The organism is Neobacillus cucumis (genome assembly GCF_002860255.1).
Lineage (GTDB): Bacteria > Bacillota > Bacilli > Bacillales > Cytobacillaceae > Neobacillus > Neobacillus cucumis_A.
In genome coordinates, this window is record NZ_PGVE01000050.1 from 12,833 (window position 1) to 28,036 (window position 15,204).

The 15,204-nt window shown below is 42.3% G+C and carries 15 protein-coding genes; 5 read left to right on the plus strand and 10 right to left on the minus strand.

From position 1 onward, the window contains the following. Nucleotides 1-20 precede the first annotated feature (20 nt). The 7 genes from CVD27_RS12985 to CVD27_RS13015 all read right to left on the minus strand — a co-directional run bounded on the left by CVD27_RS12985 (nt 21) and on the right by CVD27_RS13015 (nt 6,691). Nucleotides 21-926, minus strand: a complete 906-nt coding sequence (locus CVD27_RS12985) for a FixH family protein (protein ID WP_101648335.1) — start codon at nt 924-926, stop codon at nt 21-23. Further along, a complete protein-coding gene (locus tag CVD27_RS12990) occupies nt 923-1,600 on the minus strand; it encodes an ABC transporter ATP-binding protein (protein WP_101648336.1) in 678 nt (225 codons plus the stop codon). Before CVD27_RS12990 ends, CVD27_RS12985 begins: the two co-directional genes overlap by 4 nt. Then, nucleotides 1,597-2,394, minus strand: coding sequence for an ABC transporter permease (locus CVD27_RS12995; protein ID WP_101648337.1), 798 nt, complete (start codon nt 2,392-2,394; stop codon nt 1,597-1,599). The genes CVD27_RS12990 and CVD27_RS12995 overlap by 4 nt, the downstream gene beginning before the upstream one ends. Further along, nucleotides 2,358-3,698 carry a nitrous oxide reductase family maturation protein NosD gene (nosD, locus tag CVD27_RS13000; protein WP_101648338.1) on the minus strand — a complete coding sequence of 447 codons (1,341 nt, stop codon included), beginning with the start codon at nt 3,696-3,698 and terminating at the stop codon, nt 2,358-2,360. Before nosD ends, CVD27_RS12995 begins: the two co-directional genes overlap by 37 nt. After that, nucleotides 3,698-4,267, minus strand: a complete 570-nt coding sequence (locus CVD27_RS13005; RefSeq protein ID WP_101648339.1) for a hypothetical protein — start codon at nt 4,265-4,267, stop codon at nt 3,698-3,700. Before CVD27_RS13005 ends, nosD begins: the two co-directional genes overlap by 1 nt. An 85-nt stretch (nt 4,268-4,352) precedes the next feature. Then, nucleotides 4,353-6,218 (minus strand): Sec-dependent nitrous-oxide reductase, encoded by a 1,866-nt coding sequence (nosZ, locus tag CVD27_RS13010; protein WP_101648340.1) that lies wholly within the window; start codon nt 6,216-6,218, stop codon nt 4,353-4,355. A 14-nt stretch (nt 6,219-6,232) separates the two neighbouring features. Then, entirely contained in the window at nt 6,233-6,691 is a 459-nt protein-coding gene (locus CVD27_RS13015; protein ID WP_101648341.1) for a cytochrome C, read from the minus strand. Nucleotides 6,692-7,034: 343 nt separating this feature from the next. Here CVD27_RS13015 and CVD27_RS28120 point away from each other — a divergent pair, with 343 nt between their 5' ends. After that, complete coding sequence (locus tag CVD27_RS28120) at nt 7,035-7,211, plus strand: hypothetical protein (protein ID WP_180960271.1); 177 nt, start codon at nt 7,035-7,037, stop codon at nt 7,209-7,211. A gap of 9 nt (nt 7,212-7,220) precedes the next feature. Here the strand turns inward: CVD27_RS28120 and bshB2 are convergent, their stop codons facing one another. From bshB2 to pdxK, 3 genes are all read right to left on the minus strand, one after another. Next, the gene (gene bshB2 / locus CVD27_RS13020; protein ID WP_101648342.1) at nt 7,221-7,889 is read right to left on the minus strand and encodes a bacillithiol biosynthesis deacetylase BshB2; all 669 of its coding nucleotides are present in this window, start codon (nt 7,887-7,889) and stop codon (nt 7,221-7,223) included. A 34-nt stretch (nt 7,890-7,923) separates the two neighbouring features. Continuing rightward, the gene (locus CVD27_RS13025; protein ID WP_101648343.1) at nt 7,924-8,271 is read right to left on the minus strand and encodes a YojF family protein; all 348 of its coding nucleotides are present in this window, start codon (nt 8,269-8,271) and stop codon (nt 7,924-7,926) included. 311 nt (nt 8,272-8,582) lie between these two features. Continuing rightward, nucleotides 8,583-9,419 (minus strand): pyridoxine/pyridoxal/pyridoxamine kinase, encoded by an 837-nt coding sequence (pdxK, locus tag CVD27_RS13030; RefSeq protein WP_101648344.1) that lies wholly within the window; start codon nt 9,417-9,419, stop codon nt 8,583-8,585. Nucleotides 9,420-9,669: 250 nt separating this feature from the next. Here pdxK and fdhD point away from each other — a divergent pair, with 250 nt between their 5' ends. The 4 genes from fdhD (at nt 9,670) to CVD27_RS13055 (ending at nt 15,085) form a co-directional block, all read left to right on the plus strand. Then, nucleotides 9,670-10,446, plus strand: coding sequence for a formate dehydrogenase accessory sulfurtransferase FdhD (gene fdhD / locus CVD27_RS13035; protein ID WP_101648345.1), 777 nt, complete (start codon nt 9,670-9,672; stop codon nt 10,444-10,446). Nucleotides 10,447-10,576: 130 nt separating this feature from the next. Beyond that, the gene (fdnG, locus tag CVD27_RS13045; RefSeq protein WP_142384094.1) at nt 10,577-13,552 is read left to right on the plus strand and encodes a formate dehydrogenase-N subunit alpha; all 2,976 of its coding nucleotides are present in this window, start codon (nt 10,577-10,579) and stop codon (nt 13,550-13,552) included. A 2-nt stretch (nt 13,553-13,554) separates the two neighbouring features. Further along, nucleotides 13,555-14,379 carry a 4Fe-4S dicluster domain-containing protein gene (locus CVD27_RS13050; protein ID WP_101648348.1) on the plus strand — a complete coding sequence of 275 codons (825 nt, stop codon included), beginning with the start codon at nt 13,555-13,557 and terminating at the stop codon, nt 14,377-14,379. Next, a complete protein-coding gene (locus tag CVD27_RS13055) occupies nt 14,372-15,085 on the plus strand; it encodes a formate dehydrogenase subunit gamma (RefSeq protein WP_101648349.1) in 714 nt (237 codons plus the stop codon). The genes CVD27_RS13050 and CVD27_RS13055 overlap by 8 nt, the downstream gene beginning before the upstream one ends. Nucleotides 15,086-15,204 lie beyond the last annotated feature (119 nt).

The following is a 15,204-nucleotide window of genomic DNA, read 5'->3' on the forward strand; positions in this document are numbered from 1 at the left end:
GGCTCACTTGTGCAACTCGCCTAAAGAATCTCTATCTCCAATGTGCTGACTTGTGAGACGAGTAATTCTTCATACTCCGTTTGGGCTTGGTAGTAGAGTTCCTGCTGGCCGGCATGAGGGTTTTCTTTTTTGACCTTTTCTAAAAGATCCTTTTGTACCTTCTGGGTGAGGACAATCAGCTTGGACTGCTTTTTTTGGGCATCCCAAAACCTATCTTCACCAAACCCGCTGATTAACTCTTTTACTCCGTTATACCCGTCATATTGCTCGCGCACCTTATTAACGGCTGTATCAATCTCTGCATCTGTGGCCTTATGACCTTTTTCATTGGCGAGCATGGCCATGGAACGAAGACGGATGATTTGCGTTAATAATTGATTTTTATCATCACTGACCTTTTCCTGTGATTCCAAGTAGGCCAGCTCTTCTTCTAATTGCTTGCCGCTGTACTTGGCTTTAGCCGCCTCACGGTTCATCGCCAGCTGCAGCTGATTCATCAGTTTATAAAAGGTAATATCCTCCTCTGTAATCCATTCTCCATTCATTTTTGCAATACCTTTAGGTTTTGACACATTTAGATTAATGACTTTCTCGGTCTTTTTTCCATCCTGTTCGATAGTAAACGCTGCTTCATATTTACCTGCCATAGGGAGGGCCACTTTCCCGGAGTAGGTGCCCTCCTGGCCTTCAGCTAATTCCACATCATATGTTCCATGGTCCATATTGGACATCATGAATTCAACGGAAACCTTTAGATTCTTAATCGCTTTTTTATTTTCCATTACCTTTACTTCAAAGGGCAGCTTAGAATCTTTTTGAGAATAAAGCTCTTTTGTTAATTTCACCGTATAATCAGGAGAAGTAATGCAGCCCGCAAGCGTCGCAATCAATAGGAACGTAAAGAATAATAATCCTCGCTTTCTCATGACTCCATTCCCCCTAAATGATGTGTGACTAAAAACTCATCAACTGTAAATTTTTCCATTTTCCCATCCTGTAAATAAACGACATGCGAACAAACGTGTTTAATTTCATCCATGTGGTGGGAGGAAAGCAGGATGGTTTTATCCTGAAGTGATTTCAGTATTTCTAAAATTTCCTTTCTTCCCATCGGGTCAATTCCGCTTGTTGGTTCATCTAAAATTAGAATGGAAGAGTCCTGATATAGCGTAATCGCAAGTCCAAGACGCTGCAGCATACCCTTTGAATACTTCTTTACTTGTATAGCTCGGTCATTCCACAGACGCACGGATTTCAATACTTGCTCCATCCGTTCCATGTCAGCTTCCTTCGACACTGCCTCAGCAAAGAAGGCCATATTTTCAAGGCCTGTCAGCATCGGATAAAGCATGAATTTTTCCGGCAGATACGCAATTGTACGCTTCCACTCATCATTTTTTCTTTTGACTTCAATCCCATTTATGGAAATAGCTCCTTGTTTGACAGGCAGTAAGCCTAAAAGACTATGAAGGAACGTGGATTTCCCGGCCCCATTTCGTCCGACAAGTGCACAAATTTCATTTTTATGAATGGTTATTGTGACAGAGTCTAACACCGTTTTCTTTCCAAAGGATTGATTTAAATTTGTTACCTTAATCATTCGTAGCCCTCCTTGCGGTTGAATAATATCGCTGTGCCAAATGAAAAAGTCAGCCAGAATAGCAAATTCCCAAGTAAAAAGACCACCGGCTGCGTCCACATAAAGGCTTGCAAGAGCCTTGACATATGACCAAAAGAGTACACGCCTATCCCCGTTTCAAGGTACATTCTTACCGCTTGGAGCGGGTTTAAAAAGTAAGCCGAAGAAAATAGTTTCACATTTTCATAGGTAACATCCGGCAAAAATGACAACAGGATAAAATCATGTAAGAAAAAAAAGTAAAACCAGACAAAAATCGTATAGCCGAGAATCTGCATCCGTGACCTGCTAAAGCTTCCAATGGCTGCACCCATTTGCAGGAATACTAGCACCATGACAACGATCGTAATCACAAAGATCAGATAGCTTTTCAAATCGAGTTGGAAATTAAATTTTAATAGTAATAGATAGAGAAATAACCATAGACCAAGCGGGATCAACAAGACGGTATAGAGACCAAGGCTTTTTTTGAACAAAAAGCCAGCATAATGATCCTTCTTCGTTAACAGCATAATTAACGTTTTTTGTTCCTTTTCTTGAAAAATCGAAAAGGCGCCAATGAACAGGCAAAGAATCGGGATAAAATAGATAATACTATCAAATAAATTGAGTAAGAGAACATAAAACCCTTTATCAAATGAAAGGACCGAGGAACGGAACAAAATACTGATTGAAATGAGAACGATGATACTTAAAGAGAACCAAAGCCCTTTCCCTCTTATGTTTTCCTTCCATTCCTTCCAAATGTAATGCATAGTAGATGTCTCCCTTTTAATAAAATCAATAGGACAAACAGGCCTAAACTAATAAACAAAGTAACAGGATGGCTGCCTTTTTTTGCTGCTAACGGATAGGAATCTTTGAACATGATTTCATCATTTTTCAGTGAACTATTAATCTTTTCATAGATTTTTATGGCCGGACTTTTTAAGAACAAGCTGGTTAATTCTTGGCCCTCAATCAATTGATGGAGGGAAGAATGATAGGTAATGGCGAAATCGCCAATCCCGTTTTGATTTAAGTCGGTAAGCGGAAAAGCGGAGCCCCAGTCATTTCCTTTGCCATCCCTGCTCCAGGCATTGTTTTCGCCGGTACCGCCTAAGGTAACAGCAGGAATCCTGTTTTCAGAAATGTGGTTAAGTGTAAAGGTTTGGTCACTCGAACTAGCCCACAGTTCCACTCCAATTTGATTTTGCATAATGCGGTTGCCCTTGATGGTGTTACGAGTAGACTGATCGATGTACAATCCCCGCTGGTTCATGTAAAACGTATTATTGGCTATATAATTATCGTTAGCTTGTAAAAGTAACAGGCCAAACGATTGGTTTCCGTAGTTAACAATAAACTGATTACCAACAAGCTTCAGGTGATTCGAGTTCATGATGGCTGCGCCGCCGGTGTTCATAGTAAAAACATTTTTCATAAAAAGATTTCCATCAGAATACATGTAATGCAGTCCATATCGAGTGTTACTAATCTTATTCCGGTAGCTGTGGTTGTTGTTTGCATAGTCAAAGAACATCCCGTCGCGGGTGCCTTCAATAGTGTTATTTTCTAGCAGGTTATTATTGGCGTAATACACATGGATGCCATTTCCCTGAGAAGCAATTTCACCTTTCCCCAGGCCTGTAATATGGTTAAATCGAATGATATTATGGTGCGCCTGGCTTAAATAAATGCCGTGAAAAGAATGGCGGATGGTGACATGTTCAACCAAGTTATCGTTTGTATAAATCTTTATTGCCGCAAATTCTTCGGAAGAGTTCCGGTTCATGCTGCTATGGGTAACCGTAAGTCCACTGATCTTCACATCAGGTGCTTTAATTGAGATCACGTTACCTGTTCCGTCGCCTTTAATCACGGTTTTTTTGGACCCTATAATGGTCATGCTTTTATTAATGATGATGTTGCCTGCATAGGTTTTATTTTCAAGCTTCAATACCGCCCCCTCTTTCAAGCTGTCAATGATCGCCTGCAGGTTTTCGGCTGCCATATATTTTTCTGGTTTTAACAGGATAAAAAGAGAAAAAACAAGAAGAAAGAGCGTGAACTTTTTCATTATTTTCGATCCTTCCACAACGGAATGAGCAACAGTAGAAACGCGGCAATCAGAAGATAGGCTCCGGTGCCAAGAACACTGTTGGTTACAAAGTTTGCGACGGTATTATGGCCAATAATCGGAGGTACAAAGGGGTCAATCTTGATTGGTGCCGTTGGACTTAAATTGGTCCCGAAATCATGAAGGGCTTTTCTCAAATCAAGAACACCGAGGATACCGCCGATTGTCATGAGGCCGATTAGTCCATACAGTACTGATTTTTTTCTAAGGACTGCTGTTAATAGAGTGAGCGCTGCTAATCCACCCACGAGATAGGTCAAATAGGTTAATTCTGGAAAGGTCTCTTCGCTGAAATTATCCATCCCGATGTAATGATTTAGACCATTGACGATGTCAATTTGTCCATCAAGCTTGTTTGGATAAACAATAATATTGAGACCTTCTGGATATTGTGGTGCAAAGAAAATCATTTTCCACCAAGGAAAAAATAGAGACATAACAATGAAAGCAGCTGATAGTACGATAAGTAATGAGCTAAAAATGGATAACTTTTTCCCTCTAACATTCAAGTTAATCACGACCTTATCGAATGGTTATGGCGGCGGGGATCATTGAAAGAGGAGTCCCCGCCAATTCTTATGAACATAATATCGATTAATTCTTTGGTTTTACTAGGAAGTATCCGTTCATTTCCTGGTGTAAGGCAGAGCAGAAATTCGTGCAGTACAGCGGGAAGGTACCGGCTTTATTGGCGATAAATTCCATGGTATTAGTCTGGCCAGGCTGAACCTCCATGTTCAGATCATAGCTGTTGATCGCAAATCCATGGGTAATGTCTTCATCGAAATCAATATTGGTCAGGTGGATGAAGACATGATCCCCCTCATTGACTTCAATCACATCCGGACGTTTGGCTTTAGCGTCAAAGATGAATTTTGAACGCATCGCAATTCCGTACACGTGAACTTCATTACCTTTACGGACAATTTTCGTATCATCCTTCTTATAAACAGCATCCTTATTGTTTTTATCCTTAGGATAAACATTAATGGTCTTGATTTTATCTGCTTTAATCATCTGTGCATAATGTGGTTCTGGGTCTACTGGTGCGGATTGAATCACCTGCATCTTGCCGCTGATATCAATTAATTGCATCGATTCTGGATGTGAAGGCCCCACAGAAAGGTAAGTGTCCTTCGCAATCTTGTTCAAAGCAATAAGCCATTTACCATCAGGAGCCACTGTATCGCCTTCGGCAGACACAGAATGTCCTGGGGAATATTGGACCGGAACACGGTCTAGTGTTTCACCGGTTTTTGGATTCCATTTAACAATTTCAGAAGAGATGAACATCGTTGTGTAGGCCATGCCTTTATCATCAAATTGGGTGTGAAGAGGTCCAAGGGCATTTTCAGGGTTAACTTCTCTTTCCATTACAGATTTATAGTTAAGGATAGGGAGGCCATTACGTTCACCGGCAAAGTCTTTGTTCGCTACTGCTTTAAAAGCCTTTTCAAAAGAGAAAACTGTCATCGATGGTGCCAGCTTACCTGAAGCAATGAAGTATTTACCGTCTGGAGTTACGTCAACACCGTGCGGCGACTTCGCAACCGGTACTAAATAAATGCCGCCTTTTTGTTTTTCAGGAAAAATCATTTTTTGACCGCCAACATCTTCGTACTTGCCTTCCTTCTCCATTTTCTCAAGCTCTTTCCAGTTAAAAAGAACAATATAGTCCCGGTCAGCCTGAGATGCGTTAATCTCTTGGTTGGTTGTCGCTTCTTCTGTATTATAAGTCGTCATCACGGCCCAATCGGCTGAGCCTTTTTTCCCTGCATCAGAAAGGTCATAGGACCATGGCGGCAGGGCCACCTGATAGGCGATGCCAAGCTTTTCACTTTTTTCATTAAATGTTACGGCAGACATGACACCTCGGAAGGATTGGCTATAGTTATCCAATGATTCATATTTTTGCCCCAGCGGTACTGCAAAGCGGGTTGGCAAAAACATGTACTCAGTGTTTTCTGTCACAAATGCTGCGCAGTGCGGCCCTGCGGTGTTTGGTACTTTAAGAATGTCTTTGGTTGTAAAGGTCTTTAAATCGACAACGGCTGCACGGCTGTTAGCTACGTCTGTAGCAAACATATATTTTCCGTCATAGTCACCGTTTGTTTCGGAGAAGGCCGGATGGTGAAGGTCTCCCCATGTATATCCTCCCATCATTTTCTTGGAATGCTCATCAAAGCCGTACCCTGTTGCGGAGTCCTGAGAAAATACCGGAATGGTTCTAATTTTGCGCATCGAAGGTACACCGTAAATAAACATTTGACCTGAATGGCCGCCGGATGCAAATAGGTAATAATCATCTTTTTCACCAAATGGGACGTAAACCTTTTCCGCATTGCTCTTGGTACTTGCAGTCGTATCCGTTTTTGCCTTTGGTGAAAAATCAGCAAAAGAAATCGTTGCAGCAACAAAGCCGGCAAGTAATCCGGATGCGATTGGAATCCATTTTTTCATTACATTACACCACCTTATTCATTATTTTTTTCAGACGCCTGTTTAAGAAGCTCTAATACTTGTTTCCGCTCTTCATCTGTTAATGGGTTTTTACCAATAACACCTGACATAACTGCTGATGTTGGCGCTTTCAAGAACTCCTCAATCGGTTTGCCATGCTTTCCCTCAACGTTAACAAACGCTTGTGAAAGATCCGGTCCTACTGCCCCGCCCTTTAAATGAAGCGATTCAACACTGTGGCAGTTAAGGCACCCTTTTTTGTTTAAAATAGTGTCTTCGCTCACAGCGGAAGTCGTGTTGGCAGCTTCTTTTGTGTCCTTCGTTTCTGTTGTGGCTGAGTTTGTAGCTGTTGACTCTGATTGTGCAACTTGCGGCTGTTTTTCGGAGTCCCCCATTATGACACCAAAAACCAGGTAGCCAAGGCTAAAACCAAGTAGTGCACAAATAACAAAGCTAATGACTGCTTTTTGCAATTTAACCGCCTCCTATGGTTCGGAATGAACATCTTCATCCTAAATGGAAAGTAGAGGGGAAATTGTGATGTTGGGCACAGTTTTGATTTGATTTTTGAACGTTTTGTGAAAGGAGAGGGAAAGGCCGGAAAATAGTGGGCATTGAAAAAATGAACATTTTGTGAATCTCGTCATTTCTTCTTGGGAAGAGGTAGTCTTCAATGGATAGTAACTCAGAAAAACGAAAAAAAGAGAATGTTCCCAAACAGTGTGACCTCATCCGAAAACACTCTATATAGCCTTCAGTTGGCTATATAGGAGGTCGTGAGGTCAGACTCTTTGTTCTTGAACATCCTCTTTTTAATTGACTCTATTTAACGATATTGTTGTTTTTTATACTCTGTTGATTGGAGTGGAAGGCGCTCGACTCCTGCGGGAGTACGGGGCAGGGGAGACCCCGCAGGCGCAAAAGCGCCGAGGAGGCTCACCGGCACGCCCGCGGAAAGCGAGCGCCTGGAGCGGAAATCAACAACCAATTTAACAGAGCTTTTTAATTAAATTTATAGGTCCAAAACCGTTCGTTGTTAATCCAAGCCATCATTTGCGGCTCTTGACTTTTTAGCTTTTCTACAGTGCCTTTAAATGAATGCTCTGTCTGCGACCGGTGTGCCTGAATGGCAGCCAGTTTCTTATGAACAACAGGTGAAACATCATGGATAATATCAGGTTCACCAAGCTCCTCAATGCAATTTTTGGAGAAGGCAACACAATGTAAGGTTGGCCGTGCGGCAGCAGGCATTCTTTCGACTGCTCTAATGACGGCTGCACCGGTGGCATCATGGTCAGGGTGAACCGAGTAACCAGGATAAAAAGTGATAATTAAGGACGGGTTCACTTCCTCAATGATAGCTGAAAGAGTATCTGATAATTTTTCATCATCCTCAAATTCAATGGTTTTATCACGGAAACCTAGCATACGTAGGTCTTGGATCCCTATAGCAGCTGCCGCGGCCTTTAATTCTTCTTTTCTAATTTTAGGTAAATTTTCCCGATCGGTAAACGGGGGATTCCCCATATTGCGCCCCATCTCCCCTAAGGTTAAACAAGCATATGTAACAGGAGTTCCGTTCTCGACATGTGTCGCAATTGTCCCGGATACACCAAATGCCTCGTCATCTGGATGAGGGAAAACAACCAATAAATGGCGTTCTTTTTCCATAAAACATTCTCCTTTCGGATCTATTAGGACATCTTTATTCAAATGGCTTTAGACTAATTTCTAAAGCAACGGCAAGCTTCCCGTCATGATCGTGTCCCGCCAATAATAGATGATTTTCTTCGTCGATTTCGAAGTGTGTAATCCCCTCAGCATAAATCCAGCCAAGATTGATCTTTAAACCCACACGATACGGACCGTCTCCTTTAATTTTCCCTATTTCATAGCGGACAAGGGCGTTGCGGATATACGCTCCGGCAGAGAAGAAGGATTGGTCATTATGTGTTGCGTAGGCACCGTTGGTGGTTTCAAGGTGAATATAAACATCCTTATTAGCAAAACGGTTGATAGCGTCCTGAACTTTTTTAACATCTATGAGTTCCAAAGTGCAGCCTCCTTCCAAATTGATGGATTCTAACTAATGTGTAGTGTTTTTCATAATGTAATTATCATACTAAAATCAAATAGAAAATGCGAAATCTGTGCTTTGTAAGAAAATGAAAAAGAACCGAGGAGCTCGGTTCTTCAATTAAAAGATATGAAAGTATATATTTCGACTTCGAGAATTGTCCAGCTTCAGGCGCCATCGGCTCGAGGTCACAAGCCAATCCGTCCAAAAGGTTAAAGAACAACCTTTCGGCCGGCTCGTCTTGTGCTTGTCGCCGATAGACGGGCGCCTTGCGCTTTTCTTATATATTATTCACAGTCCTCGCAATACTCAGTTACCGCTTTTCCACTTCGGTAGGCTCCATGCCAAGTTGGTCCTACATATTGGTTTAAAGGGAAACCTTGCTTGATGCCAGCAGAGACAAATCTCTTGGCCACATCGACTGCATCATAGACTGAATTTCCTTTAGAGATTTCTGCAGCGACTGCCGCAGAGTTTGTGCAGCCTGCCCCATGAGTAAAGTTCGTTTCAATTTTCTCTGATTCGTAGATCTGGAATTCCTTCCCATCAAACAGAAGATCGATAGACTTTTCTTCTGTTTGAAGCTTGCTGCCGCCTTTAATTAACACGAACTTAGCCCCTTGATCATGAATTTTTACAGCGGCTTCTTGCATTTCTTCAATGGTCTTTGGTGTCTTCATGCCCGCTAGCTGGCCAGCCTCAAAAAGGTTTGGTGTCACAACATAGGCACGTGGCAGAAGAAGTTCCCTCATGGCCTCTGTGGTTTCAGGATTTAAGACCTCATCTTCCCCCTTACAAACCATAACAGGGTCAATAACCACATTTTTTAACTGATTTTCATCAATCTTGCGTGCTACCAGCTCGATGATTTCAACAGTGCCAAGCATTCCTGTTTTCATCCCGTCAATCCCAACAGAAAGAATGGTATCTAGCTGCTTTTCAAGAATATTGACGTCAATCGGAAACACGTTATGATGCCAGCCTTTTGGGTCCATGGTAACGATACAAGTAATCCCTGTCATCCCATAAACGCCAAGCTCCTGGAATGTTTTTAAATCGGCTTGAAGACCTGCTCCGCCGCTGGAATCCGAACCAGCAATTGTAAGTACTTTTTTAATTGCCATTATGTAAGCCTCCTTTAGAAAAATAACTCCTTCCTTATTATAAATCAAAATTAAAATTATAACAGAAATCGACATTGGACCATTCCAAATAGTCAATCGTTACAAAAAAATGACAAATAGACCATTAGTACTATTTGCAAGCATCCACAGTGATAAATATTACTTTCAAAAAATTAGCGTGGAAGTACGATGAATTCAAAAGCAATTCATTATTTGTATGAAACCGTTTTCTAACGAAGGAGGGAATGGTATGAGCCGCAAAGGATGTCCCGATGAATATCCTATTACCTTAATTATTAACGGCTATGAGATAGCTGTTTTTCAATTGACAAAATACGACCTGATTGACTGGGCCTATGGATATTTGTTTTCTGAAGGATTTATTCAGGATGCAAGCGACATTGAAGCCATCCACATCGATGAAGAGATGGGAGCGATCCACGTCTCCCTTCACTCTCATTTTGATGAAGAACAGGTTTTCTCGAAAAAGAAACATTATACAGCTGGCTGTGGAAGAGGTGTCACCTTCTTCTCAATGACAGATGTAAAAAACTTTGCCAAGGTTTCCTCAAACAAAAAGTATGAATTAAGTTATCTATTAAAAAAGAGAAGTGAATTTGCTCAAAATTCCTCCCTATATTTGGAAACAGGCGGAATGCATGGGGCATGTATGGTAGAAGAGGATGGCATGATGACCATCCGGGAGGACATAGGCCGCCACAACGCGGTGGATAAAATTATTGGCTGTGCACTAAGAAAGGGTTTATCCCCTGAACGGTTGATTTTACTTACAACCGGACGGGTTTCATATGAAATGCTCTCAAAAGCAGCGAAATTCGGCTTTCCTGTGATCGGCTCTCGTACTGCAGCCACCAAGCAGGCGGTTCAGCTGGCAAAATTCTTGAATTTGGAGGTCATCGGCTATTTAAGAGGGAAAATGGCAACGATCTATACTTCAGCAGGAAGGGTCAACAATGATCTGACACAAGAAATAGACTTTGAGAGAAGCATTGAAGGGGGGAATTAAAACAAGAGAAAATAAAGGTCATAAATAGAGAGAAAAGGGCATTCAGCGTTCTGGCCCCATGGGTCAGGCGCTAAAGGCTTTTCATGGGATGTTCTAATCATTTTTGGGAAGGAGAATAGTGATGGTTGAAATGAACTTAAACCGCCGGCAATTCTTGAAGCTATCAGGTGCAACGGCTGCTACTCTAGCAGTTGTGGAACTAGGCTTCAATGATAAAAAGGCCTATGCGAAAACAAAAGATTTCAAGATTGCCAAAGCTGCTGTAACACCAACCATTTGCTGCTTTTGTGGTGTAGGATGTGGTATTCTTGTCCACACCAAAAATAATACCGTGGTTTATACGGAAGGGGATCCGGATAATCCAATTAATGAAGGTAAGCTATGTAGTAAGGGAACGACATTAAGACAAATTTACACATCAGAAAAGCGTCTAACAAAACCGCTGTACCGTGCTCCTGGAAGTAATAAGTGGGAGGAAAAGGATTGGGAATGGATGCTCGACACCATTGCCAAACGGACAAAGGAAACACGTGATCACTCATTTGTGGAAGTGGAAAATGGGATCTCTGTCAATAAAACCGAAAAGATTGCCAGCCTGGGCGGCGCGGCACTTGATAATGAGGAAACCTATTTAGTATCAAAACTAATGAGAGGGCTTGGTGTTACTTACTTAGAGCACCAGGCACGAATATGACATAGTTCTACGGTTGCCGGTCTGGCACCTACATTTGGTCGTGGAGCAATGACAAACCATTGGAATGATCTTCAGTGGACCGATTGTGCTCTAATTATGGGAGCAAACCCTGCTGAAAATCATCCAATCAGCTTTAGATGGCTGACAAAGGCAAAGGAAAAAGGCGGTAAAATCATCTCGGTTGACCCGCGTTATACACGCACGTCAGCGGTATCTGATATGTATGCCCCGCTGCGTTCCGGTACGGATATTCCGTTTGTCGGCGGTATGATTAAATATGCGATTGAAAATAATCTCATTCATAAAGAGTATGTTGTGAAATATACCAATGCTTCCTTTATTGTGAAAGAAGGCTACGACTTTAATGATGGTCTTTTCTCCGGTTATGATGAAGCAAAACGAGTTTACGATAAAACAAAATGGGCGATTGAAACAACACCAGATGGAAAACCCGTGAAGGATGAAACATTGCAGCATCCTCGTTCCGTGTTCCAGTTGATGAAAAAACATTATTCCCGTTATGATGTCGATACCGTAACAGCTGTAACAGGTACACCAAAAGAAGATTACCTTAGTGTTTGTAAAACCTTCTGTGAAACTGGAAAAGTAGGTAAATCAGGAACGATTCTATATGCTATGGGTACCACTCAGCATACGGTCGGTTCACAAAACGTCCGGATCTTTGCCATCTTGCAGCTGCTCTTAGGTAATATTGGTCTTCCGGGCGGAGGAATCAATGCGATGCGCGGGGAATCCAACGTGCAAGGATCTACAGACTTTGGGTTATTATGGGATAACTTAACGGGTTACCTGGCTGCACCAAAAGCTACGGTACCAGAGCATGCCACACTTGATGGTTATTTGAAAAAAGAAACCCCGCCTTCCGGCTATTGGAGCAATAAGCCTAAATTTGTTGTCAGCTTATTGAAATCCTGGTATGGGACAAGTGCAACGAAAGATAATGAGTTTGGATACCAATTTTTACCGAAGGGCAATAAAAACTATTCACATATAAACCTATTTAAAGCCATGTTCAACAACGAACTTGAGGGGGCCTTCCTTTGGGGAACCAACCCGGTAGTCGGAGGACCTAATGCCGGTAAGGAAAAAGAAGCCCTTGGCAACTTAAAATGGCTGGTTGCCGTTGACCTCTGGGAAACCGAAACGTCCGCCTTCTGGCAAAAAGAAGCCGGCAATGATCCATCACGCATTAATACGGAAGTATTCCTGCTTCCGGCATGTTCTTCTTTTGAGAAAGAAGGAAGTATCTCAAATAGTTCACGCTGGATGCAGTACCGTTGGAAAGCCATTGAGCCAAAAGGTGAGTCTCGTCCGGATCTTGATATTGTTCACGAACTTGCTGTGAAGCTGAAAAAGCTTTATGCCAATAGTCCCGAATCAGCTGATAAGCCATTCTTAGCACTGGATTGGAATTATGGAACCGGTGAAGCACCGGATCTTGACCAAATCGCCAAGGAAATTAACGGCTACGATTTGAAAACCGGTAAATTACTCAAGACCTTTGGTGATTTAAAAGAGGATGGTACAACCTCAAGTGGTAACTGGATTTATTCCGGTTTTTATCCTGAAGAGGGCAAAAACCTATCGCAGCGCCGAGATAATAAAGACACAGGCGGAGGAAACTTCTTAAACTGGTCCTTTGCCTGGCCGGCAAACCGCCGAATTCTATACAACCGTGCATCGGCTGATCCTAGTGGAAAGCCATGGAGCCAAGACAAAGCAGTGATTTGGTGGGATGATGCCCAAAAGAAATGGGTCGGAAACGATGTCCCTGACTTTAAAGCTGTAACAGCACCAACAGAACCAGGTGGAACTGGAGCCTTTATGATGAACAAAGACGGAGTCGCTTTATTGTTTGCTCCAACCATGAATGATGGCCCATTTCCAGAACACTATGAACCATTTGAGAGCCCTGTGCCTAATGCCTTTTCTTCTGTAGAGTATAACCCTGCCATTGTCATTAATGATGGAGAGTTTAACAAACGAGGTTTCAAGGTCGATTACCCGATTGTTGCCACAACCTATAGGGTAGAAGCCCATTGGCAGTCAGGTTCCATGACTCGAAACCAGGAGTGGCTGTCCGAGATTGCTAGATATATGTATGTGGAAATAAGTGAAGAATTGGCAAAAGAAAAGGGAATCAACAATAAAGACAAAGTGATTGTTACTTCTGCACGCGGCAAAATTGAAGCCTATGCATTGGTAACAAAACGCTACAAACCGTTTACTTTGAAGGGCAAAAAAGTGCACCAAATTGGAATGCCTTGGAATTTTGGATACAAAGGGTATGCAACAGGAGCAACAGCCAACCGCCTGACTCCACATATTGGGGATGCCAACACGATGATTCCGGAATATAAAGCATTCCTATGTGACATAAGGAGGGCTTAAGGATGGCTGAATACGTTAAATATGTTGACGTTACCAGATGCGATGGCTGTAAAGCTTGTATGGTAGCCTGTAAAAACTGGAATGATCTTCCGGCGGAAGTAACCGCATTCCAAGGGAGTGCTCAATCACATCCAAAAACAAGTGCTGACACATGGAATGTCCTTCAATATGTAGAGCACGAAAATGGAAAGGGCGATTTAGAATACCTATTCCGTCATTCCTCCTGCTTCCATTGTGATACAGCTGCCTGTGAAAAGGTATGTCCTGAAAGTGCTATCAGCTATTCAAAATTTGGGTCTGTAGTGATTGACCATGATAAGTGCGTTGGCTGCGGCTATTGCGTACAAAACTGTCCGTTTGAAGTGATTTCATTAAAGACTTACAAAGATAAGAATGGAAAAGAATACAAAAAATCTCAAAAGTGTACGATGTGTACCGACCGTCTTGAAGAAGGTTTGCAGCCAGCCTGCGTGACGACTTGCCATACGGATGCGATGCAGTTTGGCAAAAAAGATGAAATGCTTGCTAGAGCGGAGAAACGCTTAAGGGAAGTGAAGGACCGTTTCCCTAATGCTAATATCTATAATCCCGAGGGTGTTGGCGGCACACATACGATTTATTTATTAGCTGAAAAGCCAAGCGTATACGGTCTTCCTGAAAATCCTAAGATTCCAACATCCGCAGTGGTTTGGAAAGATTACGCTCAGCCAATCGGCAAAATGATGCTTGGTGCCACAACGATGGCGCTTGTCGGAGCCTTTATTACGAATAACATGATCAGTAAAAGAACACAAGGACATGAAGATGGAGGTGACAGCCATGAGTAATCATCAAAAGCATCCAAAGGCAAATGTACAAATTCGCCGCTTTCCTAAGGCTTTTGTTTGGGCGCATGCGATCAATGGAATTGCCTTCTTTGCCCTATATATCACGGCCCTGCCAATGTATACCGAATTCTTTGACTGGCTGTATCCAGTTTTTGGCGGCCCAGCTGCGGCTAGGCTGTTACACAGAATTTTTGCCGTCGTGTTCATTACACCTACTTTCATTTTATTAATCTTTAGTCCAAAGTTCTTTTTTCTATGGATGAAAGAATTAATCACATGGAAAAAGCGGGACCTTCAGTTTTTTGGTCATTTCGTTAAAGAATTGTTTGGCTTTAAGTTTGGTCATGTAAGACAGACATTCTTTAACGCGGGTGAAAAAATCAACTCCATTCTTCAGATTTTTTGTGCAATCTTGGTCATTGCTTCTGGATTTACGATGTGGTTCCCTGAATATTTCCCAAGGGCACTGGTTCAGTGGGGTTACGTCCTTCATAACGTTGGTTTTGGCTTAGGTATTGCTGTTATTGTCGGACACATCTACCTTTCCGTTGTGCACAAACACTCTAGACCAGGTTATTCCGGTGTACTAACAGGTAAGGTTCCTGCATGGTGGGCAAAAGGCCACTATGAAGATTGGTATGATGAAGAAGTGAAAAAGGGCAACTTCCCTAATTTGGATGATCCTAAGCGCAAAAAAGGTGCTTAATTCGAAAAGCGGAAGCGCCTTGAACAGAGGAGCTGCAGCTAGACAGTTAACAAAGTACAAAAGTTAAAAAGGAATGGCTGTCGAAGAAAAGACAGCCATTTCTTATAAAAAACTGCGAG

What these genes read in the sequence shown, in the direction of transcription:
- CVD27_RS12985 (WP_101648335.1), bottom strand. Translation starts at nt 926, where the DNA reads ATGAGAAAGCGAGGATTATTATTCTTTACGTTCCTATTGATTGCGACG.
- CVD27_RS12990 (WP_101648336.1), bottom strand. Translation starts at nt 1,600, where the DNA reads ATGATTAAGGTAACAAATTTAAATCAATCCTTTGGAAAGAAAACGGTG.
- CVD27_RS12995 (WP_101648337.1), bottom strand. Translation starts at nt 2,394, where the DNA reads ATGCATTACATTTGGAAGGAATGGAAGGAAAACATAAGAGGGAAAGGG.
- nosD (WP_101648338.1), bottom strand. Translation starts at nt 3,698, where the DNA reads ATGAAAAAGTTCACGCTCTTTCTTCTTGTTTTTTCTCTTTTTATCCTG.
- nosZ (WP_101648340.1), bottom strand. Translation starts at nt 6,218, where the DNA reads ATGAAAAAATGGATTCCAATCGCATCCGGATTACTTGCCGGCTTTGTT.
- bshB2 (WP_101648342.1), bottom strand. Translation starts at nt 7,889, where the DNA reads ATGGAAAAAGAACGCCATTTATTGGTTGTTTTCCCTCATCCAGATGAC.
- pdxK (WP_101648344.1), bottom strand. Translation starts at nt 9,419, where the DNA reads ATGGCAATTAAAAAAGTACTTACAATTGCTGGTTCGGATTCCAGCGGC.
- fdhD (WP_101648345.1), top strand. Translation starts at nt 9,670, where the DNA reads ATGAGCCGCAAAGGATGTCCCGATGAATATCCTATTACCTTAATTATT.
- CVD27_RS13050 (WP_101648348.1), top strand. Translation starts at nt 13,555, where the DNA reads ATGGCTGAATACGTTAAATATGTTGACGTTACCAGATGCGATGGCTGT.
- CVD27_RS13055 (WP_101648349.1), top strand. Translation starts at nt 14,372, where the DNA reads ATGAGTAATCATCAAAAGCATCCAAAGGCAAATGTACAAATTCGCCGC.